The 19891-nt window shown below is 60.8% G+C and carries 20 protein-coding genes and 2 pseudogenes; 11 read left to right on the top strand and 11 right to left on the bottom strand.

What is annotated here, in order from left to right; translation table 11 throughout:
* The 3 genes from FJ973_RS29025 to FJ973_RS29015 form a co-directional block, all read right to left on the bottom strand.
* Nucleotides 1-377 (bottom strand): TIM44-like domain-containing protein (locus tag FJ973_RS29025; protein ID WP_181170982.1); only part of this gene is annotated, 377 nt, incomplete at its 3' end.
* Nucleotides 378-433: 56 nt separating this feature from the next.
* Nucleotides 434-2029 (bottom strand): cytochrome c oxidase subunit I, encoded by a 1596-nt coding sequence (ctaD, locus tag FJ973_RS29020; RefSeq protein ID WP_140558744.1) that lies wholly within the window; start codon nucleotides 2027-2029, stop codon nucleotides 434-436.
* Between the two features lie 101 nt (nucleotides 2030-2130).
* Nucleotides 2131-2793, bottom strand: coding sequence for a 5-formyltetrahydrofolate cyclo-ligase (locus FJ973_RS29015; RefSeq protein ID WP_140558743.1), 663 nt, complete (start codon nucleotides 2791-2793; stop codon nucleotides 2131-2133).
* 126 nt (nucleotides 2794-2919) lie between these two features.
* Between FJ973_RS29015 and FJ973_RS29010 the strand changes: the two genes are divergently transcribed.
* Entirely contained in the window at nucleotides 2920-3765 is an 846-nt protein-coding gene (locus FJ973_RS29010; RefSeq protein ID WP_140518333.1) for a LysR family transcriptional regulator, read from the top strand.
* A 71-nt stretch (nucleotides 3766-3836) separates the two neighbouring features.
* Nucleotides 3837-4381: pseudogene (locus FJ973_RS29005) on the top strand (DUF488 domain-containing protein).
* A gap of 8 nt (nucleotides 4382-4389) precedes the next feature.
* Here the strand turns inward: FJ973_RS29005 and FJ973_RS29000 are convergent.
* The 4 genes from FJ973_RS29000 to FJ973_RS31525 form a co-directional block, all read right to left on the bottom strand.
* Entirely contained in the window at nucleotides 4390-4950 is a 561-nt protein-coding gene (locus tag FJ973_RS29000; protein WP_140518335.1) for a nucleoside-diphosphate kinase, read from the bottom strand.
* A 161-nt stretch (nucleotides 4951-5111) separates the two neighbouring features.
* Nucleotides 5112-5576, bottom strand: a complete 465-nt coding sequence (rnk, locus tag FJ973_RS28995) for a nucleoside diphosphate kinase regulator (protein ID WP_140518336.1) — start codon at nucleotides 5574-5576, stop codon at nucleotides 5112-5114.
* Between the two features lie 320 nt (nucleotides 5577-5896).
* On the bottom strand, nucleotides 5897-6103 hold the full coding sequence (locus FJ973_RS28990) for a hypothetical protein (protein WP_140500693.1): 207 nt from the start codon (nucleotides 6101-6103) through the stop codon (nucleotides 5897-5899).
* Between the two features lie 100 nt (nucleotides 6104-6203).
* Nucleotides 6204-6821 (bottom strand): hypothetical protein, encoded by a 618-nt coding sequence (locus tag FJ973_RS31525; RefSeq protein WP_246671102.1) that lies wholly within the window; start codon nucleotides 6819-6821, stop codon nucleotides 6204-6206.
* A gap of 2 nt (nucleotides 6822-6823) precedes the next feature.
* Here FJ973_RS31525 and FJ973_RS28980 point away from each other — a divergent pair, with 2 nt between their 5' ends.
* From FJ973_RS28980 to FJ973_RS28965, 4 genes are read left to right on the top strand one after another with little or no spacing between them, the layout of a single operon-like run.
* Complete coding sequence (locus FJ973_RS28980) at nucleotides 6824-7345, top strand: hypothetical protein (protein ID WP_140525743.1); 522 nt, start codon at nucleotides 6824-6826, stop codon at nucleotides 7343-7345.
* 11 nt (nucleotides 7346-7356) lie between these two features.
* The gene (locus FJ973_RS28975) at nucleotides 7357-8049 is read left to right on the top strand and encodes a CBS domain-containing protein (protein ID WP_140558742.1); all 693 of its coding nucleotides are present in this window, start codon (nucleotides 7357-7359) and stop codon (nucleotides 8047-8049) included.
* Between the two features lie 10 nt (nucleotides 8050-8059).
* The gene (fdxA, locus tag FJ973_RS28970) at nucleotides 8060-8398 is read left to right on the top strand and encodes a ferredoxin FdxA (protein ID WP_140525745.1); all 339 of its coding nucleotides are present in this window, start codon (nucleotides 8060-8062) and stop codon (nucleotides 8396-8398) included.
* 5 nt (nucleotides 8399-8403) lie between these two features.
* Complete coding sequence (locus FJ973_RS28965) at nucleotides 8404-10422, top strand: hydantoinase/oxoprolinase family protein (protein ID WP_140558741.1); 2019 nt, start codon at nucleotides 8404-8406, stop codon at nucleotides 10420-10422.
* A gap of 67 nt (nucleotides 10423-10489) precedes the next feature.
* On the opposite strand, the pseudogene FJ973_RS28960 reads toward FJ973_RS28965, so the two are convergent.
* The 3 genes and pseudogenes from FJ973_RS28960 to FJ973_RS28950 all read right to left on the bottom strand — a co-directional run.
* A pseudogene (locus FJ973_RS28960) lies at nucleotides 10490-10741 on the bottom strand (zinc-binding dehydrogenase); the annotation flags it as partial.
* 74 nt (nucleotides 10742-10815) lie between these two features.
* Nucleotides 10816-11871, bottom strand: coding sequence for a hybrid-cluster NAD(P)-dependent oxidoreductase (locus FJ973_RS28955; protein ID WP_181170981.1), 1056 nt, complete (start codon nucleotides 11869-11871; stop codon nucleotides 10816-10818).
* Nucleotides 11872-11960: 89 nt separating this feature from the next.
* Entirely contained in the window at nucleotides 11961-12818 is an 858-nt protein-coding gene (locus FJ973_RS28950; protein ID WP_140521272.1) for a LysR family transcriptional regulator, read from the bottom strand.
* A gap of 124 nt (nucleotides 12819-12942) precedes the next feature.
* Here FJ973_RS28950 and FJ973_RS28945 point away from each other — a divergent pair, with 124 nt between their 5' ends.
* From FJ973_RS28945 to FJ973_RS28925, 5 genes are all read left to right on the top strand, one after another.
* Nucleotides 12943-14025: an amidohydrolase family protein gene (locus FJ973_RS28945; RefSeq protein WP_140558747.1), complete on the top strand. Its 1083-nt coding sequence runs from the start codon at nucleotides 12943-12945 to the stop codon at nucleotides 14023-14025.
* A 9-nt stretch (nucleotides 14026-14034) separates the two neighbouring features.
* Nucleotides 14035-14388: a Rieske (2Fe-2S) protein gene (locus tag FJ973_RS28940; protein WP_140500687.1), complete on the top strand. Its 354-nt coding sequence runs from the start codon at nucleotides 14035-14037 to the stop codon at nucleotides 14386-14388.
* 120 nt (nucleotides 14389-14508) lie between these two features.
* Entirely contained in the window at nucleotides 14509-15522 is a 1014-nt protein-coding gene (locus FJ973_RS28935) for a glycine betaine ABC transporter substrate-binding protein (RefSeq protein WP_140558739.1), read from the top strand.
* Between the two features lie 86 nt (nucleotides 15523-15608).
* Nucleotides 15609-16739: a betaine/proline/choline family ABC transporter ATP-binding protein gene (locus tag FJ973_RS28930; protein ID WP_318013590.1), complete on the top strand. Its 1131-nt coding sequence runs from the start codon at nucleotides 15609-15611 to the stop codon at nucleotides 16737-16739.
* Nucleotides 16726-18240 carry an ABC transporter permease subunit gene (locus FJ973_RS28925; RefSeq protein WP_140558738.1) on the top strand — a complete coding sequence of 505 codons (1515 nt, stop codon included), beginning with the start codon at nucleotides 16726-16728 and terminating at the stop codon, nucleotides 18238-18240. Before FJ973_RS28930 ends, FJ973_RS28925 begins: the two co-directional genes overlap by 14 nt.
* Nucleotides 18241-18320: 80 nt before the next feature.
* Here the strand turns inward: FJ973_RS28925 and FJ973_RS28920 are convergent, their stop codons facing one another.
* A complete protein-coding gene (locus tag FJ973_RS28920; protein ID WP_246675965.1) occupies nucleotides 18321-19877 on the bottom strand; it encodes a trimethylamine methyltransferase family protein in 1557 nt (518 codons plus the stop codon).
* Nucleotides 19878-19891 lie beyond the last annotated feature (14 nt).

Here is a 19891-nt window from a genome sequence, read left to right as displayed (position 1 = left end):
ACACCCCCCCCCCCCCGGCGGCCGGCAATCGCTCGTCCGAAGATATCGAACACTTCCGGCCCGACGAGACGCTTCAACGTTGGGATGTCGCTGTCCGCATACGCGCGCAGGATAGCTTCATAAGCCATATTGGCACCGGTCAGAAACGCGGCAAGGTCGAAAGTTGGGTCGATCTCTCGGATCGCATCCAAGCGTGTGTCCGTATAGGATATATCGTCGATACTGCCGGTTCGCTGCTCTGTCGGCGCATCGTCCTGCTTGGCCTTGTCGTTGCCCGAGCGCGGCAGAGTTTGGCCCCAACTGCCCAGCAATGCCCAATAAAACGCTATGATCGCCACGAGCAGGATCTGGTTGTTTGGATCTGTGGTTTCGTTCATGACGTTCTCCCGACAGAATGTCGAAGCAGGCGCCGGTTCGGAACCGGAGCTGAATTTCAGGCAACGCGCGGCAGCTTCTCCCATTGATGGAAGGGCGGCGGCGATGGCAGTTGCCATTCCAGCGTGGTCGCCCCTTCGCCCCAAGGATTGGCGCTTGCTGGGCGTCTGCGGCTGAAGGCCTCGGCAACCGCGATGAAGAAAACGACGAGCCCGGCCGTTGAGATGTAGGAACCGATCGACGAGACGAAATTCCAGCCGGCAAAAGCATCGGGATAGTCGGCGTAACGTCGCGGCATGCCGGCCATGCCCAGAAAATGCTGCGGGAAAAAGACGAGGTTGACGCCGATGAACATCAGCCAGAAATGCAGCTTGCCGAGCGTTTCGCTGTACATATAGCCGGTCATCTTCGGGAACCAGTAGTAGAAGCCGGCAAAGATCGCGAAGACTGCCCCCAAAGACAGCACATAGTGGAAGTGAGCGATCACGAAATAAGTGTCGTGGTACACGCGGTCGATACCGGGGTTCGCAACCATGATGCCAGTGACGCCACCAATGGTGAACAGCAGGACGAAACCGAGAGCCCACATCATGGGTGTCTTGAACTCTATCGATCCTCCCCACATGGTCGCCAACCACGAAAACACCTTCACGCCGGTTGGAACGGCGATGACCATCGATGCGAAGGCGAAGTAGCGCTGCGTGTCGACCGACAGGCCGGTCGTATACATATGATGCGCCCAGACGACAAAGCCGATCGCGCCGATTGCCACCATTGCATAGGCCATGCCGAGATAGCCGAAGATCGGCTTCTTGGCGAAGGTCGAGATGACGTGGCTGATGATGCCGAAGCCAGGCAGGATCATGATGTAGACTTCGGGATGGCCGAAGAACCAGAACAGATGCTGGTAGAGGATCGGATCACCGCCGCCGGACGGCGAAAAGAAGGTCGTCCCGAAGTTGCGATCGGTCAACAGCATGGTGACCGCGCCGGCGAGCACCGGCAGCGACATGAGAAGCATGAAGGCGGTGACCAGCATCGACCAGGCGAACAGAGGCATCTTGTGCATGGTCATGCCGGGTGCGCGCATGTTGAAGATGGTCGTGATGAAGTTGATCGCGCCGAGGATCGAGGAGGCCCCCGAAAGGTGGATAGACAGAATAACGAGGTCGACGGCGGGACCTGGCTGGCCATCCGTCGAATAAGGCGGATAGAGCGTCCAGCCGCCGCCATGGCCGAGCGTACCGGGCGCTCCCGGAACGAACATCGAGGTGATGAAGAGGATGAATGACACCACCAGCAGCCAGAACGAGATGTTGTTCAAGCGGGGGAAAGCCATGTCGGGTGCGCCAATCATGATCGGCACCATCCAGTTGCCGAAGCCACCAATCAGCGCCGGCATGAGCACGAAAAAGATCATGACCAGCCCATGGGCACTGACGACCACATTGTAGACGCCCGGATCGCCAAATATCTGCAAACCCGGTTCCTGCAACTCCATGCGGACCAACACGGAAAGCGCCGTACCGAAGACGCCTGCCATGATCGAGAACAGCAGGTAAAGCGTTCCGATATCCTTGTGGTTGGTCGAAAACAGCCATCGGACGAGAAACCGGGGCTTGTGACCATCCAAGGTCGAGGCTGGATTGGACATGATGTGCTTCCTGCTCTCCACTGCCGGCAGGCAGACGGGCTCAACGATGGACGATCCCTGCGATCCGCCATCACACGAGGCCAGCTCTTGCCCGCGTTTATTCATTCATCCGTGACGACCACATCCATCGGAATGTCGTGCGGCTGCGGATAGATGGTTCGGATCCTGCTACGGGCGTAACCGACGCCGACGACGAGAGGCCGCCTGGGCGCCGCGGCCAGGGTCCGGTCGAAGAAGCCGCCGCCATAACCCAGGCGATAGTTAGCCTCGTCGAAACCGACAACGGGCGCGATGACCACATCCGGTTGGACGGCAGGTCCATGAGAGGGGACAAGAATATTCCAGACTCCGCGTTCGAGCGGGTCTCCCGGCCCCCAGATGCGAAACTCCAGCGGCCAGCCTTTCTTGATGACGACTGGAAGCGCAATCCGCCCGCCGCGCTCGATCACCTTTATCGCCCAGTTGCGGAGGTCGGGCTCACCGCGGAACGGCCAATAGCCGCTGACGATCCGCCCGCTCACCCGACCGACGGCCAGGTCGAGAACGGAAGCGATGCGTAAAGACCTCGCATTGCGTTCCTCGGCGTCCATCGCGAGACGCTCATCGATTAGACGCTTGCGTTCCGCCTTGCGCCATCGACAGACATCGGGCCATGCGTCCTGAACGGCCGGCTCAGTGCCGTACCCCGGGACAAGCTCATGCATAAAGCATGGTGGAGAGGCGTATTCTCTCGTCTCCGGACAAACATCCTCCTGATCAGACATCGCACGCTCCATATCCGTTACAGCGGAGACCCTCGCCTACGTGGACGTTGCGCTGCGTAAAACAGGAAGGCAAACGGAATTAAATGCTGTATTGATGCAAGATTATTGCACTAATCGGGAACCAGCATGGACATCGACCGCGCGCGCACGTTTTTGGAAATCGTCCATTCCGGCAGCTTTCTGAGAGCTGCCGACCGACTCCACGTCACCCAGACCACTGTCAGCGCGCGGATACGCACGTTGGAGGAAGAGCTCGGACGTCAGCTCTTTGTCCGCAATCGCAATGGTGCGCAGTTGACGCAGGCGGGCCGGGAGTTCGAGCGGTTCGCGCAATCATTCGTGCAAATCTGGGAACGAGCACGCCACCAGCTCGCCATCCCATCGGGACGGACAAGCGTCGTTGCCCTGGGCGGGGAGCTCAGCCTGTGGAACCCGCTGCTGCTCGATTGGCTGGTCTGGATGAAGAAGGCCAGGCCGGAAATCGCCATCCAAGCCCAGGTCGGCGTGCCGGACCAGCTCCTCGAGCAGCTCAGGACTGGCGTTCTCGACATCGCGGTGCTCTATGCGCCGAAGCTGCTGCCAGGCTTCAGGGTGGAGCTCCTCGTGGAGGAGCAGCTCGTCTTGGTTCGGAGCACGGACAGAGACTCAGAGTTGGACGCCTCAAGGGACTATGTCTATGTCGATTGGGGGCCGCTGTTTGCGGCCCAACATGGCGCCAGTTCCTCTGCCTTCGGCGAGCCGGGATTAATGGTCGGCCTTGGTCCGCTTGGGCTGAGCTACATTCTGCGCGCCGGCGGAATGGGCTATTTCCGTAGGGGCGCGGCAGCGCCCCATATCGAGGCCGGGCAGCTGGAGGTCGTGGAGGGCGCGCCGGAATTCACCTATCCGGCCTATGCAGTCTATCCGGATGCAAGCGCGTCGCGAACCGACGTACAGGAGGCGCTACGTGGATTGAAGCAGGTGGTGAAATGACCGTGTTCTGTCAGTTCCAAATCACTGATCATGCGGCCGGAAAGAAATCCACCGCCATGGATTGATCGAACATGCCTTATCCGTTCCACACCATCGGCCACTCGACCCGGCCGACCGCCGAATTCGTCGCCCTGTTGCGGGTTGGCGAGATTACCCTGGTGGTCGACATAAGGGCCATCCGGCGATCGCGGACCAACCCGCAATTCAACAGCGAAACGCTGCCGGACAGCCTTGCGGATTTCGGGATCGGATATGAGCATATTGCCGAGCTTGGCGGCCTGCGCGGCAAGGCGCACGACATTCCGCCGACGCTCAACGCATTCTGGCTCAACCAGAGTTTTCACAACTACGCCGACTACGCGCTGTCAGCGGAGTTCCATGGCGGTTTGGAGCGGCTTGTGTCCCTTGGCAGGCAGCAGCGGTGCGCCATCATGTGCTCGGAAACGCTTTGGTGGCGTTGCCACAGAAGAATCGTCGCGGACTATCTGATCAGTCGTGGCGAGTCCGTTTTTCATCTGATGGGCATGACAAGGTCGAGCCGGCGAAGCTCACCGACGGTGTGGAGGCAAGGCTCGACGGAACGCTTGTCTACCCGCTTTCCCAGCGTTCTGGATAGTCAAGGCCTCAGGCGGCCGACGGCCCCGGGTCGTCGAACCCGTCGTTGAAAGCCGCCATGACCCTGTTTTCCGCTTTGGGTTGTGACTCATCAGAGTGATGGGCGACGCGCAAAACCGGTCCGTTCGGTCGCCACGGGTCGGGCGCTGCACCCCCCGTCAACTCCAATCTCTCCCGCCTTGCCGCTTCCGGCTGGTAGACCACTTCATGCACAGTCAGCGTTTCATGGCCGCCCTGCGCGGTCGGAATGGACATGGACTGACCTTCGGCCAGACCAAGCAGCGCCAGGCCGCGCGGGTTGGTGATCGGCAAAAGCATGCCAACCAGACCGCGCATCTCGTCATGTGCGACGATGCGGGTCTCGGCAGGGCCGTCGTTTACACGATAGGTCACTCGGGTGCTGAGCGTCACGACCGTTGGCGGAATGTCTTCTCGAAACATCACAATTGCGCTCGAAATCTTCCGTTGAAGGACAACGGACAAGGCATCGCCGCGGGGATGGCGCTCTTGCATCACTTCAAGAATCGTGAAGTCCTTGGTGGTCAGTTGGCAGCTATCGATAGTGGGCATGGTGCGTCTCCAAGACGGACCCGTGAAAGGGTTCCGGCGTCAAGCATTTGATCGGATGTGGAAGCTACCCCTGTGCCGGACCAGAACAGGCCGGCGCAGGGGTCACACTCCCGCGATCAGGCTGCCTGCGTGATTGAGGAGACGGGTGGAAACGCCCATGTCTAGGCGTCTGCCGGGATCGCCGAAGACGCTGGTGCGCGCCGATCGACTGCATCGCCTTCCGCAGCGGGTTGGCCTACGGCAAGCACCGACAGTTTGTGCCGGCGCCCATCGCGCGCTGTCCACATGATCGACTGTCCGGCCGAGAGGCCGATCAGGGCCGTGCCGATCGGCGTGAGGACTGAAACCTTGCCTTCGGAGATGTCCGCGTCGCCAGGAAAAACCAGCGTGACTGTTTTGGCATTGCCAGTATCGGGCTTGAATGTCACCGTCGAACCCATCTGGACGGTGCCGGCGGAGACCCAATCATCGGCGACGATACGTGCCCGCTCGAGTTCGGCGAGCAGTTCATCGGAGGCCTCCGGATTGCGCGCGGCCACGGTGCTCGCAACCGCCGACAGACGCGCATGGTCTGACTGTGAGATGCGGATGTTCGGCTTGCGCCGCGTTTTCGTGTTGTCTTGCATTTGAATACTCGTGCTTCCGCTCGGACCAGCCGCCACAAAGGGTGCCGGAATCGAGCCAATTCGTGAAAATCTTGATGGAACGCCAATGCTCCGGAGGCTTGAGGTCCTGCGGAACCATCCCATGTGGGTAATCGCACCGCCCCTCGGCTCGGGGCACGCATGGCAGCCGAGCCGGGGGCTACATTCCCGCTATGGGGCAAACCCGGAAAAGAAAATCGCGACGAATTCTGACTGCGGCGTTCATAGGACCATAGTTGGTGAAGCAATCCGGGAAGTCAAGTCAGCCACCTCGGTGCAGTTTGGCGGGTATCAATCCTAAACTAGTCAGAGCGGGCGCCAAGCAACGTTCTTATCACCAGCTCTCTTCCGGCCCGGTTTATCCCGGTCCCGCTGGGTCTTTCTTCAGCCAGCCCGAGAAAGACAAGACGTTCGGCCAAGGCTTTCGATAGAGATGGGTAGGGTCCGCGGTTCATTCGCTTGAGTGCCGTCTGCTCCTCCTTGGTGAGATCGTCCCAGATAACTGTCATGAGAGCCATCTCCCTTGTGTGCACTATCAAGCCGATGCCGATCCTGGATTGTCCAGCGACGGGCTGCGACCATGAATTCATTGGGCCCCGAAGGTCTTGCTTATGGAACGGCATCTGTTCCGACAATGCCGCCTTCATTCTCCAGAACGCCGATCCGCTTGACTTCCGAGCGGTTGAGCTTCAGGCGAACGCCAATACCGCCGCCGTTCTCGGCAATGAAAACGGCGCCGGCGCTTTCAAGCGCGGTTTGCAGCGTGTCGCAGATATCTCGGTCAGGAAGGTTGATCCGGCGCTCGAATTCTTCGATGACCAGCGCATCCACGCCTGAATTGCCGGCGAGCTTTTCACGGGTCCATTCGACCAGTGCGCGAGCGGCACGGCATTGAGCACCAGTGATCATCCTCAAAATCTCCTTCTGGATCGCTTTGGGAGCGAATTGCCGCCTGCTGAAACCCAGGACGCTGGGAGTGCGACGGCCGCGTCCGTAAAAAATGCATATCGAATCCGAAAAGGAAAGGGTTGCGCCCCTCACCGCGATCGAATCATGATGCAAAATAATTGTGCTGAAGCGGCAATAAATTTCGTTTGTCTTGCAGATAAGGATGAGTGAAGCTCGTGCGTAGCGAAACGACAGATTGGGTGCCAGCCAGCAGGTCTCAACGCTAGGGGACTGTTTGGCGATATCGCGCGAAGGGCACCTTGGGCTCGGCAATGACAATAATGGACAGGCTTGAACACGATTTCGGCAGGATCCTTTCTGGCCCGGACATTCGGCGTCATGTCGTCGGTCGAATGGTATCTGCCAATCGCCCTGACGCAGATGACGGCATCCCAATCGTACCCGTGGATGACAATGCTCTCAAAACCCGGCTGCGCGAGGAACTGCTCCTGCAAGCACGGACCCGGCTGCCGATCACCTATGCAAGACTGGCCAAGAGCATGGTTGGTTCGCAAGCAACAGGCGTGATCCAGGGTGCACTCGAACAACTGATGGACGACGATGCGGACGAAGGCCTGCCATTGCTTGCGGCCGTTGCCGTGAACGCGCTCGATCCTGGTTTGCCCGCTCCCTGGTTCTTCCACAAAGCCGAGGACATGGGGCTGTTCGCTGGCGATCCGGCCGATCTGGAAGCGTACGCTTTCCATGCAAGGGAGTTTTGTCGCGCGATCCATCTCCATGCTGGCAACGGGCAAGGCTCTGGAACGACCTTGCCGCCGGTACTGCCGCCTGCAGGCCGGTGAAGGAGAACGAAATGCTGATCGCCAAGGACGTCATGACGTCGCCGGCCATCGCGGTAGGGCCTGACAGTACGGTGGACGAGGTCGCCGATATTCTTCTGTCGCACGGGATCAGCGCCGTGCCGGTGATCGATCGAGGTGCGCTGCTGGGCATCGTCAGTGAAGGAGACCTGATCCGCCGGGCGGAGATCGGAACAGCACCGCAGGGTCGTTCCTGGTGGCTTCATTTATTCACCAACAACGCGGTTCAGGCGGAAGACTATGTCAAATCTCATTCCGATCATGTGATCGACGTCATGACACAGCAGGTTGCGACGGTGGTCGAGAGTACGCCAGTCGCCGAGATCGCAACCCTGCTTGAGCACAATCGGATCAAGCGTGTCCCAGTGCTGCGCGACGGGCAGGTGGTTGGGATCGTCAGTCGCGCTAATCTGGTGCGAGCGCTGGTCATTGCCAGGAAAGGGTGGCGCGCTCCGGCCTTGCATGACGACAGCAGCATCAGGATGGAGATTGTCGATGCCTTGCGATCCGAATCGTGGCCCTCGAGTTCGGACGTGATCGTGAACAACGGCGTGGTCACCCTGTGGGGAACGTATCTGTCGGAGCAGGAGCGGAAAGCCTCGATCGTCCTGGCTGAAAACACCGCTGGCGTGCGGGCTATCGATGACCATCGCATTCCCTTCGATATGACCTACGGCTTGGTCTGAAGGCCACCGAATGACATTCGTGGTCACCGACAATTGCATCAAATGCAAATACATGGACTGCGTGGAAGTCTGCCCGGTGGACTGCTTCTACGAAGGCGAGAACATGCTCGTCATCCATCCCGATGAATGCATCGACTGCGGCGTCTGCGAGCCGGAATGCCCGGCGAAGGCCATTTTTCCCGATACCGAGCCTGGTCTCGACGATTGGCTCGCGCTGAACGCCGAGTATGCGTTTGTGTGGCCCAATATTGCGATCAAGCGCGATCCACCCGCCGACGCCAAGGCGTTCGACGGCGAAGCGGACAAGCTCGCGAAATATTTTTCGCCGGAACCTGGGTCGGGTGACTGAGCAAAATGAACGCATGTGCGCACCAGCCGTCGCCACTTTATCTGGGCATTGACACTGGCGGCACGTACACCGATGCCGTGCTGTGGTCGGAATCCACAGGCATCGTGGCCAAGGCCAAGTCGCTGACCACGCGACACGATCTTGCCGAGGGCATCGCCGGCGCCGCAGACGCTGTTTTGTCCGAGGCAGTCATCGAGCCCAGCGCGATCAAGCTCGTCTCGATGTCGACCACGCTGGCCACCAACGCCCTCGTCGAAGGGCAGGGCGGGCGGGTCGCGCTGGTGATGATCGGCTTCACTGAAGCCGACCTTGCCCGGAACGGATTGTCAAAAGCCCTCGGCTCCGATCCCGTGATCTTTTGCCCGGGCGGACATGACGTCCACGGAGATCCGCGTGAGCTGGTGCTCGACGCTCTCGTGGCTGCGCTGCCGTTTCTCGCCGACACAGTTTCAGGCGTCGCCGTGGCCTCCTATTTTGCCGTTCGCAATCCCGAACACGAAATCGCGGTACGTGACGTCATCCGCGAGCGCACCGGGCTCCCGGTGACCTGTTCGCATGAATTGTCGTCGAAACTCGGCGGCCCGCGTCGGGCGCTGACCACGCTTCTCAACGCCCGGTTGATCTCGATGATCGATCGCCTTGTCGACGCCACCGAGAGCTTTCTGGCAAGACGCGGGATCGTCGCTCCGCTCATGGTCGTGCGTGGCGACGGCGCGCTCATTACCGCAGAATTCGCCCGCGCTCGGCCAATCGAGACCATTCTGTCAGGACCAGCGGCAAGCCTGGTGGGGGCGCGGTACATGACCGGCATCGATGATGCGGTGGTGTCCGACATCGGCGGCACCACCACCGACATCGCAGTCCTGGACGGCGGCCGCCTGCGGCTCGATCCGGAAGGCGCCACCGTCGGCGGAATGCGAACCATGGTGGAAGCCGTCGCCATGCGCACCTTTGGCCTTGGTGGGGATTCGGAAGTTTCGCTTCATGAGCAGTCGTTGGCTTCGACGATCGTGCTCGGGCCCCGGCGGCTGGTACCGCTCGCGCTCGCCGCGGTGAAACACGGCGATGCCATATACCAAGGTCTCAAGCGGCAATTGCTCAGTCCCAACACCAGCCGGCTGGACGGCCGCTTCGCATTGCGCACAGGTGTGCCCGAACGTCTAGCCGCAGGCCTGACGGTTACCGAGACGCGGCTCTATGCTGACATTTCGGCAATTCCCGCCGCGCTCGATCGGCTGCTCGTATCGACGTCACAGGTCGCGACGCTCAATCGCCTCGTCGCACGTGGCCTGGTGCATATCGTCGGCTTCACGCCATCCGATGCAGCCCATGTGCTCGGCCGGCAAGGGAACTGGGATCCTGTCGCGGCTCGACTGGGCGCCGAATTGTTCTCACGCAAGCGCGACGGCCAGGGGCATCGTGTCGCCAAAGGCGCAGAAGCGTTTTCCGAGATGGTTCTTGCCTCCGTCACCCGGCGTTCTGCCGAAGTAATTCTTGAATCGGTATTTGCCGAGGACGGGCTGGAGGGCGGCGTCTCCGTTGCCAACCCGCTGGTTCAGCGGGCGGTTGGCGGGCGAGGCGGCATGGCGCGGCTGTCGATCGCGCTCGACCGGCCGGTGATCGGCCTCGGGGCGTCGGCTTCGCTGCACTTTGCCGGGCTGCCGCAATTGATCGGCAATGAATGCAGCATTGCCGAACACGCCGATGTCGCAAATGCGTTGGGCGCCGTGGTTGGACAGGTGCGAATGTCAGCGGAAGCGCGCGTCAGCCAACCGGAGATCGGGCTTTTCCGTCTCAATTCCGGCGAGCGGCTGGACGACTATGACACCGAGGACGAGGCGATGGCCGCAGCCGAAGCCCACATTCGAGTCTTGGCGGCAGGTCTTGCCGAGCGCGCCGGGGCCGATCAGGCTCGGATCGAGATCGCACGCGACATAAGAGTTGCTACAATCGAAGGCGAGCGCAGTTTCGTGGAAGCCATCGTCGTCGCGACAGCCACCGGGCGGCCGCGAATCGCGTCGTGACATGCACGCGTTGTTGTGGTGGAGCGTTGTCGAGTGACAATGCTCTGACAGTATTTTTTCCTGAGACGGCGATCGCCTCGTCGAGATCGCGACCTTGCCAATGTTCATCCGCAGCCGCCGTTCCGCACCTGCTGGACGATCTCGCTCAACTGGCCACGACCGGACTCGACGACGAAATCGACCGCCAAGCCATCCGCGGGCTGCGCCTCGGCTGGTCCGACGACGGTCACCAGCATACCTCGCCCCGGATCAGGGCTGCAGACCGCTTCTGGATGTTGCCACCGATGACGTCGAACACCAGATCGATGCTGCCGACGTCTTATCGGTGCCTTCCACGACAATATCGGCACTGAATTGCTTTGTGATTTGCACGGCCGCGGTGTGCGCCTGCAGTTACAAGTCTATCGACACCGCTCCCATGGGATGAGTGCAGCAGGCGAGCACATATCCGGCGTGCTTCTCCTGTGCGCTGAGTCCGCCGAAATCAGCCATTTCCACGTCGCCGCTGACCTTCAGCACACGACAGGTCCCACAAATCCCTTGCTGGCAAGCGCTTGGCAGGTACAGACCAACGCTTCGAGCGATTTCGAGCAGGGTCTGTGTCGAACGGCATTGGTGGGTGACACCTGTGCGAGCAAAACGCACGGAAGCGGCCTGGGCTGTTTGCAACACCGGTGCAGGCTTCAGCAGGCCGCCAAAGCTCTCCTCATGGTACCGACCAGGATCCAAGCCGATGCTGTTGAGGGCGTTCCGGACTGCGTTCATGTAAGGCTCGGGCCCACAGGCATAAACGGTGCGCTCCCTAATGTCGGGAGCAAACTTCAGCAACATGGACTCACCAACCAATCCAGTTGGACCGGCCCAATTATGCACAGCTTCGGCGCAGACGACATGGACGTGAAAATTGCGATGGTCCCGTGCCAGGTTGTCAAGCTCGTCACCGAAGATGATGTCCTTCGGCGAGCGTGCGCTATGAATGAAGCAGACATCCTTGTCGGAGCCACTGTCGGCGAGCGTGCGCAGCATCGACATCACCGGTGTTATGCCGCTGCCGCCGGAGAGGAAAAGCGGCCGGTCGCTCCGCAGGTCATCCCAGTTGAAGCTGCCGGACGGGCCGTCGATCTCTATTTCGCTTCCCTGTTCGAGATTGTCATGCAGCCAATTGGAAGCGAGGCCGCCGGGGACGCGCTTGACGGTTATCCTGAGGTCTCCCACCCGGGTTGGCGGCGAAGAGATCGAGTAAGTCCGGACGGCCGGAGCGCCGTCGATCACGAGGTTCAGAGTGATAAACTGCCCGGCTTTGAACTGGCCGGCCTGCCCGCGCTTTGGACAAAAGACGAAGGTCTTCACCTCGTGCGTCTCCTGAACGATGCCGCGACAGATCAGCGTGTGACGTCCGCTGACGCGGTCGGATCGGCAGGAGGGAGCGAAAGAAACGAGGGCGTTCATCATCTGGCTCCCATTAAGGGGCCAAGAATGCCAGCAGGCCTACGTTCGATACAGGAGGAACCTCAAGCATCTATGATCGACAATATCGATCAACCTTCCAGCGACATGACCGCAAGATGAAGCGCGCGAATGCCTTTCTTTATGATTGGCTCATGCCGGCGTCGCGCGAGAATTGCGGTGTAGACGGGCTGATGCAGAGTTGGAGCACCTTCCACAATGTGGGAGGGTTGCTCGGCGGCGAAGCGACGCGCATCGTCGGCGCGCATGTAGCAGGTGCCGCCTGCGCGCCTCAGCATATTGTCGGCCAGCGTTTCGGAGCCCATCGAAAGCCGGCACGCAGTCAGATTTGGCAACGCCTCGGCATGAGCCTTCTCGAGCGCAACGGTGTAACCCGGCCGGATGTAATTGTCCGGGCTTACATCGCTAAGCCGGCGTGCCTTGGTCGAGACCATTGTATATTCCTCAACCATCAGTTGGTCATATGTGATCTCGGGCAGGTAGCGTGGAGCATAAACAACAGCAATATCGAGGTTTCCCAGGCTCAGATCAGATATCATCTGCGGCGAGTAGTCGGATTCGACATGGATCGAGGACCGCGGCAAGACCTGCAGCAGCATTTCCAACCAACCCGGCAGGATCGAGCGGGTCATTCCAACCTGGGCAGCGACCCGTAGGCTGCCTTCGAATCTGTTAAAGGCGCGCACGTCGTGACGGGCCTGGGACCAGGTCGACAACATTGACCGCGCGTAAACCTCAAACCGCCGCCCTGCCGCGGTCGGCTCGGCACCGGCGCGGCCGCGATGGAAGAGTTCGGACCCCACGGCGGCCTCCAGGTTCTTGACACGGGTGCTGACCGTCGATTGCGTCAGTCCGAGGCGCTCCGCCGACCGGTTGAAGTTTCGCGATTCAATGATGTCGAGAAACGTCTCTATTTGTTCCAACTGCATGGGCGAGCCATCGATTTTTGCGATCGTATCTAGCTGTTCATACGCTTGATCCGTGCACTATCAAAGCGGAAGTTCGGTGCAGAAGCCACGGTCTGTGACGGCCGCATCAAAGGAAGAGGGAAAAGTGTTCATAGTCGATTGCGATTGCCACAACTATTGGTCCAACGCGACGGTGCTGGAGCCCTACCTGTCCGGTGTCTGGAAAGACATGTTCATCGAGGGCGAGAAGACCGGCCCGGTCGGCGCTTTTCCGCACGGCCATCGCCCCTGGTTTCATCCGCAGGATTTCTCCCGCAAGGATGTGCGACCGAAGGTGGAGGCGGACAACTACCTGATCATGAAGGAGAAGCACCTCGATAAATACAATGTCGGAGTGGCAATCCTAACTGGCGACGAGCCCATCGAAGCGTCGACACTGGCAAATCCCTATTACGCTAGCGCGCTGGTAAGCGCCTACAACGACTACCAGATCAATGAATGGCTGCCGAAAGACAGCCGCTTCATGGGCTCCATCATCATCGCACCGCAAGACCCGCGCCTTGCGGCGGCGGAGATCCGGCGCCTCGGCGCGCATCCCCGGATGGCGCAAGTTCTGGCCTCCCAAGGCTCTGTGCGGCCGTATGGCGACCCGTTCTATCACCCGATCTTCGAGGCCTGTGCCGAGGTCGGTTTGCCGTTCGCCATACATCTTGGTGGACATGGCGGCATCAACTGGAACGCTGTCGCGCCAGCGCCCACCACTTTCTTCTGGGAGACCCATGCGATCCTGCACATGTCGGCCATGTCGCATGTGGCAAGCATGATTGCCCATGGCGTTTTTGAGAAATGGCCGGACCTCTACTTCGTGATCATCGAGTGCGGCGTCGCCTGGGTCCCGTCGGTCCTGTGGCGCCTGGATGCCGACTACAAAGCACTGCGAAAAGAGACGCCATGGCTGAAAATGCTGCCGTCGGAATATTGCCGGCGTAACATACGTTTCTCCACCCAACCGCTGGAGCAGCCTTCGAATGTCAACCACCTCTGGGCGATCCTGGAGGCCATGGACGGGGAGCACACGCTGCTGTTTGCGTCCGACTACCCCCATTGGGACTACGATGACGTCAACACTTTGCACATCCCGCCGGAATGGCGCCGCAAGGTGCTCGGCCAGAATGCGCTGGACGTTTACAAGCGCATTCCCCGCCCGCAAGCCGCTGCTGCAGCGTGACGACCTGAGATGGCTGAGAAGACGTATATTTGTCGCGCCGACGAGATCCAGGTCGGAACGCCGTTCATCGCCAAGGTGCGCAGCCTGTCGATCGGCGTGTTCCGGATCGGCGATAGTTTCCATGCGCTGCTGAATGTATGCCCGCATCGAGGGGCCCCCCTTTGTGAGGGACCGCAATGCGGAACGACTGCTCCCGTCGAGCGAGCCGAATTCATCTATCACCGTGAGAATGAAATCGTTCGCTGTGCCTGGCACGGGTGGGAATTCGACATCAGGTCGGGCGCAGCATTGGTCAACCCGTCCGTTCGCGCGAGGACGTTCCCAGTCTCCGTCGAGGCAGGGAGCATATACGTGACGGCCTGAGCATGGAGACACCCTCTGCCTACAGAGCGGGTATCGGAATCTCAACGACCGCCTTATGCGCTTCATCGTTTTTGCTAATGCGGCACAATTTGGGATGGATTGCCTGCACGTTTCGCTAACTTGACCAATAAGCTGAGAAAAATCAGCGCAACTCAACTGGGGAACGATATGAAAAACCGACTTCTTGCACCATCTCTCGGCGTTCTATTGTTGGCGCCGGTATCGTCGGCGTTCGGTGCAGACGTGACTATGCCGGATCCAAACTATGCTACCGCAACGGCGGTCATGAACGTCATCAAGAACGCGGCCGAACAGGAGCTTGGGCTCGACGTTTCCACCGTCACCACCACCGCAGTCCCCGTCATTTGGGAAGCCATGGATCGCAACAAAGGGGAGGTCGACATCTGGCCAGATGTCTGGCTGCCGAACCAGCAGGGCCTGGTAGACAAATATGTCAAAAGCGCCGGCACGGTGAAACTCGCGCAGAACGGCTACGAAGCCAAGCAAGGCTACTGCGTCACCCAGGTCACGATCGACAAATATGGCATCAAGGATGTCGCGGATCTCACCAATCCGGACAACGCCAAGATCTTCGACACCAATGGCGACGGCAAGGGCGAAATCTGGATCGGCGCGTCAGGCTGGCAGTCGACAAACATCGAAAAGGTGCGGGCCCGCGACTATGGATTCGCCGATTTCTTCGATCTCCAGGTGACCGACGAAGCGGTGGCCGCGGCATCGCTCGACCGGGCCGCGAAGGCAGACAAGCCATGGGTCGGCTACTGCTACGGCCCGCACCAGAATTTCGCCCGCTACAAGCTTGCCTTTCTCACAGAACCGAAACACGACCCAGCCAAGTTCGTGATGCTGCAGCCGAGCGAGGATCCTCAATGGTTCGAAAAATCGAAAGTGTCGTCGGCATATGCTGACACCACCGTGCACATCGCCTATGCTGCTTCGCTGGCCCAGCGGGAACCGGAACTGACCGCCGCTTTGGATCGGATTACTTTCAATCCGGACGACATCAGCAAATGGGCCTATGCAATCATCGTCGACAAGAAGCCGGCAGGCGATGTGGCGAAGGAATGGATCAAAGCCCACCCCGACGACGTGGCGAAGTGGTTCGGTCATTGAAGTCCAGGGCCGGCATTGCAGGCTCTGAACCGGCCTGCACTGTTGTCCGGCCGTTCAAATCCGTGATCGGACGGGAGCGGTAGCCGGTGGACACCGCACCGATCATTGCGCCGGGAGGAGCGGGCCTGGCGGACCCCGGAGACGCGGCAAGCCACGGTGCCGCCATCACTTTGAAGGGCGTCTGGAAAATCTTTGGCGCCCGCGCGCCAGAGGCGATTGTGGCGGTTTTGCGCGACGGCCTCGACAAGGACGAAGTGGCCAGGCGCTTCGGATGTGTCGTGGGCGTCGCCAACGTCAACATTTCGGTTCGGCCGGGTGAAATCTTCTGCGTCATGGGCCTGTCGGGCAGTGGCAAATCGACATTGATCCGCCATATAAACCGCCTACTCGAGCCGTCCGCCGGCGAGATTTTCGTCGACGGTGAAAACGTCATGGCCAAGTCGCCCGCTGAGTTGAGGGCATTGCGGTCTCGCAGGATCGCCATGGTGTTCCAGAGCTTCGGTCTGCTTCCGCATCGCACCGTACGCGACAACGTCGCGCTCCCGCTGGAGATCCAAGCCGCGACCAAGCAGCGGAGATTTGACGCCGCCGAGACGGCACTTGCCAAGGTGAACCTGTCGGGCTGGGGGGATCGCTACTGCCATGAGCTCTCAGGCGGGATGCAGCAGCGCGTCGGCCTCGCCCGCGCTTTGGCTGCCGATCCAGCGATCCTGCTCATGGACGAGCCATTCAGCGCGCTCGATCCCTTGATAAGGCGGCAACTTCAAGACGAGTTCCTGGCCCTCTCACGCTCGATGGGAAAGACAGTGATCTTCATCACCCATGACCTCGACGAGGCGATCCGGATCGGCGATCGCATCGCGATCATGAAAGATGGCGTCATCGTCCAGACCGACACGCCCGAGGAGATCGTCACATCTCCGAAGCACGACTATGTCGCGAAATTCGTCGCCGACATCTCGCGCCTGAAGGTGATCACCGCCGGGCGCATCATGGAGTCGGTCGAGAGTTTCAAGAGCCGGTCTCATCCGGAATTGGACGTCGAGCGGTTGCACAGGGTGGATTCTCGAGAATCCCTGGCCGAACTCGTCGAACTCGCGGCACGGGATGCCGCACCGCTTGCTGTGACAGATCCCGGTGGGTCTGTCGTCGGCATCGTCGACAGGCAGATCCTGCTCCACGGTCTGCGAAAGGGCGAAACCCGTGAACGCCCATGATCCTGTCGCTGTGCAATCGCAACCGGCAGAGGAAGGACTCGTTCGGGAATTCGTCCTCCGCAACCCCGATTACTATATCGATGTGTTCGCCCGCATCCGGCGGGCGTCCGGTGCCGTCTGGCCGTTCAACCTGGCGGCCGCACTGCTTGGGCCGGTCTGGGCCGCTGCCCGAGGCATCACACTTCTGTTCTGGCTCATCTTCTTCCTGGAGACGCTTGCGGTGGTTCAGATCGGCGTCGGCGCGGCTGGTAACCTCGGCGCCGCAGAGCAAGCACGAGCCGAACGCGTCACCAAGCAGGCACAGGCGCGCGCGGAACAGGCAAAAGCCGCCGAGGCAGCGGGGGCGGACAATGCAGCTGGCCTGAGATCATCAGCGGCCGCTCTGGAGAAAGCTGCCAACACGGCCAGAATGCGGGCCGACGCCGCAAAGGCGAAGGCGCCGGTTGTAATTGGGTCCGGTATTGTCACTTTGCTCTTCGCCAGGCTGATCGCCGGTTTCCTCGCCAACCGGATGCTGGAGCGGCGCTTCGCGCGCTGGCGTTCGAATCCGACGCTTCAGCGCGGGCTCAATCATCCGCTGGCGCTATGCGCCCTTGCCTTCTGCATCGCAGCCTATGGGCTTTCGGTCTATCGCTTCGCCGCGCCGACACCAGCCGTCTGGCTGATTGCCGCGCCCTCGAATCGCGAGTGGCAGGCCGCGTTGTCATCGGGTCTGGACAGCCTGATGGGAGCGGTGTCGCATCTCGGGGAGGGCTTTTTCGGCGGCATCACAGGCGCAATATCGTTGGTGCTCGATGCCTTGGCCTATGGACTGACGGGCATGCCCTGGCCAGTGACAATGGCGATCATTCTAGCCCTGGCCTGGCAACTGGCGGGGCCGCGCGTCGCCATCTTCACCGCGGCTGCGCTCGCCTATCTTGCCGTGCTTGGCTTTTGGGAAAAGAGCCTGGAAACAGTCGCCCTGTTGGGCACATCGGCCATTATCTGCCTCGCGATAGGAGTTCCGCTTGGGATATGGTGCGGACGCCGACCGCGCGTCTATGCCGCCGTGCGGCCGGTGCTCGACTTCATGCAGACCATGCCGGCATTTGTCTATTTGATCCCGGTGATCGCATTGTTCGGCATCGGCAAGCCGCCCGGCGTCATCGCCACGCTGATTTTCGGTACTCCGCCAGTGGTGCGCCTGACTGCGCTCGGTTTGCAGGGTGTCCCGCCGGCCATTAGAGAGGCCGCGCAAGCCTATGGTGCAACAAGATGGTTTCTCCTGACCCGGGTCGATCTCCCGCTAGCGATGCCTTCCATCATGGCCGGCATAAACCAGACCATTTTGATGTGCCTTTCAATGGTGGTCATCGCTTCCCTGATCGGCGCCAAAGGGTTGGGAGAAGATGTCCTCAATGCGCTTCAATACGCAGCTGTCGGGCAGGGACTGCTCGCGGGCTTCGCCATACTTCTCTGCGCCATGATCATCGACCGTATCGTGCAAGGACGAACCAGATAAAGCCGTTTGGGAACGATCTTCTCGTGGAGCTCGGCCGGTCAACATTCCACGAACGGGCCATCAAAGATGCGGTACCGGCTCTAGAAATAAGCCTGGTCCGGCTCGCTGGCCTTGCGGTTGGCGATGAAGGCCTGGAGCGCTTCGTCGATCGCCGGATCGAGCCCCGGATCCTGGTAGTCGTCGAGCAGCCTCTTCCATTGCCGGTTGGCGCGTTGCGCGGCGTCGAGCCGGCCGTCCTCGTTCCATTGCTCGAAGGAATTGTTGTCGCTGCTGGTGGAGCGATAGAAGGCCGAGAGGAAATTGGACTGCGTATGCGCACTGCCCAGGAAATGCGATCCCGGCCCGACCGCTTCGATCGCCTCCATCGCCTGCGCATTGAGCGACAGATCGATGCCTTCGAACAGGCTGGCGACCTTGCCGCAGAGATCGGCGTCGATGACCGTCTTTTCGAAACCGGTGACCAGTCCGCCCTCGAGCCAGCCGGTGGCGTGGTTGATCACGTTGGCGCCGGCAAACATCGACATCAATATGCCCCATGTCGCTTCCTGCTCGGCCTGTGCATCGGGAAGCTTTGAGGCCGACAGCGAACCGACGGTGTGGAACGGAACGCCGACGCGACGCGCCAACTGCCCGCAGGCGAGCACCATCTTGCCCGCTTCCGGCGTCCCGAAGGTCGGCGCTCCACTCTGCATCGAGATCGTGCTGGCAAAGCTTCCCATCAGGCAGGGCGCGCCGGGGTTGATCAGCTGTACGAGGCTGAGACAGGCGAGCGCCTCGGCCAGCACCTGCGCCAGCGTGCCGGCGACCGTGCACGGGCTCATCGCGCCGGCCAGCGTCCATGGCGTGCAGGCGACCGGCTGGTTGTTGCGGGCGCAGACCTTCAGCGAACCCGACATGTTGGCGTCGAGCACCAGCGGCGCATTGGTGTTGGAGACGTTGTAGAGCACAGCGTTGTGGGCGACGAACTCCTCGCCGAAGACGATCTTGGCCATGTCAACCGCGTCCTGCGCTCGCCTCGACCCGATGAACGCGCCCATGAAGGCACGGTCCGAATGGCGGATGTGGGTGTAGAGCATGTCGAGATGACGCTTGTTGGCCGGCAGGTCGACAGGCTCGCAAACGACGCCGCCCGAATGATGCAGATGCGGGATCATCTGATGGATCTTCACCAGATCGCGGAAGTCCGCGATCGTGGCGTAGCGCCGTCCGCGATCGAGATCGTGGACGAAGGGCGGCCCCCACGACGGACACAGCACGGTGTTGTCGCCGCCGATCACCACCGTGTTGGCCGGGTTGCGGGCGTGCTGCTTGAATTGCGAAGGCGCGGTGGCGCGGACGATCTTGCGGCACATGCCGGGCTCGAAGCGGACTCTGGTGCCCTGCACGTCGGCGCCCGCATCGCGAAAAATGTCGAGGATCTCGGGATCGTCATGGAACTCCATGCCGACCTCCTTGAGCAGCCGGTCGGCGTTCGCCTCGATCAGGCTCAGGCCTTCTTCGTCGAGGATATTGAACGTGCCGATCCGCCGGCTGATGTAGGGACGCCGCGGCGCCTGCTGGGCCAGGCGCTGGCCCTGTCTTCCGGCCCGGCCTCCGCTTCGTGGCGCTGGAGCGTCGATCATCGCGTCCTTGTCCATTGTCGTCTCCGTGA

The sequence above is a fragment of the Mesorhizobium sp. B2-1-3 genome (assembly GCF_006442495.1).
In the GTDB taxonomy this organism is placed as follows: domain Bacteria; phylum Pseudomonadota; class Alphaproteobacteria; order Rhizobiales; family Rhizobiaceae; genus Mesorhizobium.
This window is presented reverse-complemented; position numbering and strand designations above follow the sequence as displayed.

Coding starts and splice junctions, on each gene's coding strand:
- ctaD (WP_140558744.1), bottom strand. CDS start 2,029: ATGTCCAATCCAGCCTCGACCTTGGATGGTCACAAGCCCCGGTTTCTC.
- FJ973_RS29015 (WP_140558743.1), bottom strand. CDS start 2,793: ATGTCTGATCAGGAGGATGTTTGTCCGGAGACGAGAGAATACGCCTCT.
- FJ973_RS29010 (WP_140518333.1), top strand. CDS start 2,920: ATGGACATCGACCGCGCGCGCACGTTTTTGGAAATCGTCCATTCCGGC.
- FJ973_RS29000 (WP_140518335.1), bottom strand. CDS start 4,950: ATGCCCACTATCGATAGCTGCCAACTGACCACCAAGGACTTCACGATT.
- rnk (WP_140518336.1), bottom strand. CDS start 5,576: ATGCAAGACAACACGAAAACGCGGCGCAAGCCGAACATCCGCATCTCA.
- FJ973_RS28990 (WP_140500693.1), bottom strand. CDS start 6,103: ATGACAGTTATCTGGGACGATCTCACCAAGGAGGAGCAGACGGCACTC.
- FJ973_RS28980 (WP_140525743.1), top strand. CDS start 6,824: ATGGACAGGCTTGAACACGATTTCGGCAGGATCCTTTCTGGCCCGGAC.
- FJ973_RS28975 (WP_140558742.1), top strand. CDS start 7,357: ATGCTGATCGCCAAGGACGTCATGACGTCGCCGGCCATCGCGGTAGGG.
- fdxA (WP_140525745.1), top strand. CDS start 8,060: ATGACATTCGTGGTCACCGACAATTGCATCAAATGCAAATACATGGAC.
- FJ973_RS28965 (WP_140558741.1), top strand. CDS start 8,404: ATGAACGCATGTGCGCACCAGCCGTCGCCACTTTATCTGGGCATTGAC.
- FJ973_RS28955 (WP_181170981.1), bottom strand. CDS start 11,871: ATGAACGCCCTCGTTTCTTTCGCTCCCTCCTGCCGATCCGACCGCGTC.
- FJ973_RS28950 (WP_140521272.1), bottom strand. CDS start 12,818: ATGCAGTTGGAACAAATAGAGACGTTTCTCGACATCATTGAATCGCGA.
- FJ973_RS28940 (WP_140500687.1), top strand. CDS start 14,035: ATGGCTGAGAAGACGTATATTTGTCGCGCCGACGAGATCCAGGTCGGA.
- FJ973_RS28920 (WP_246675965.1), bottom strand. CDS start 19,877: ATGGACAAGGACGCGATGATCGACGCTCCAGCGCCACGAAGCGGAGGC.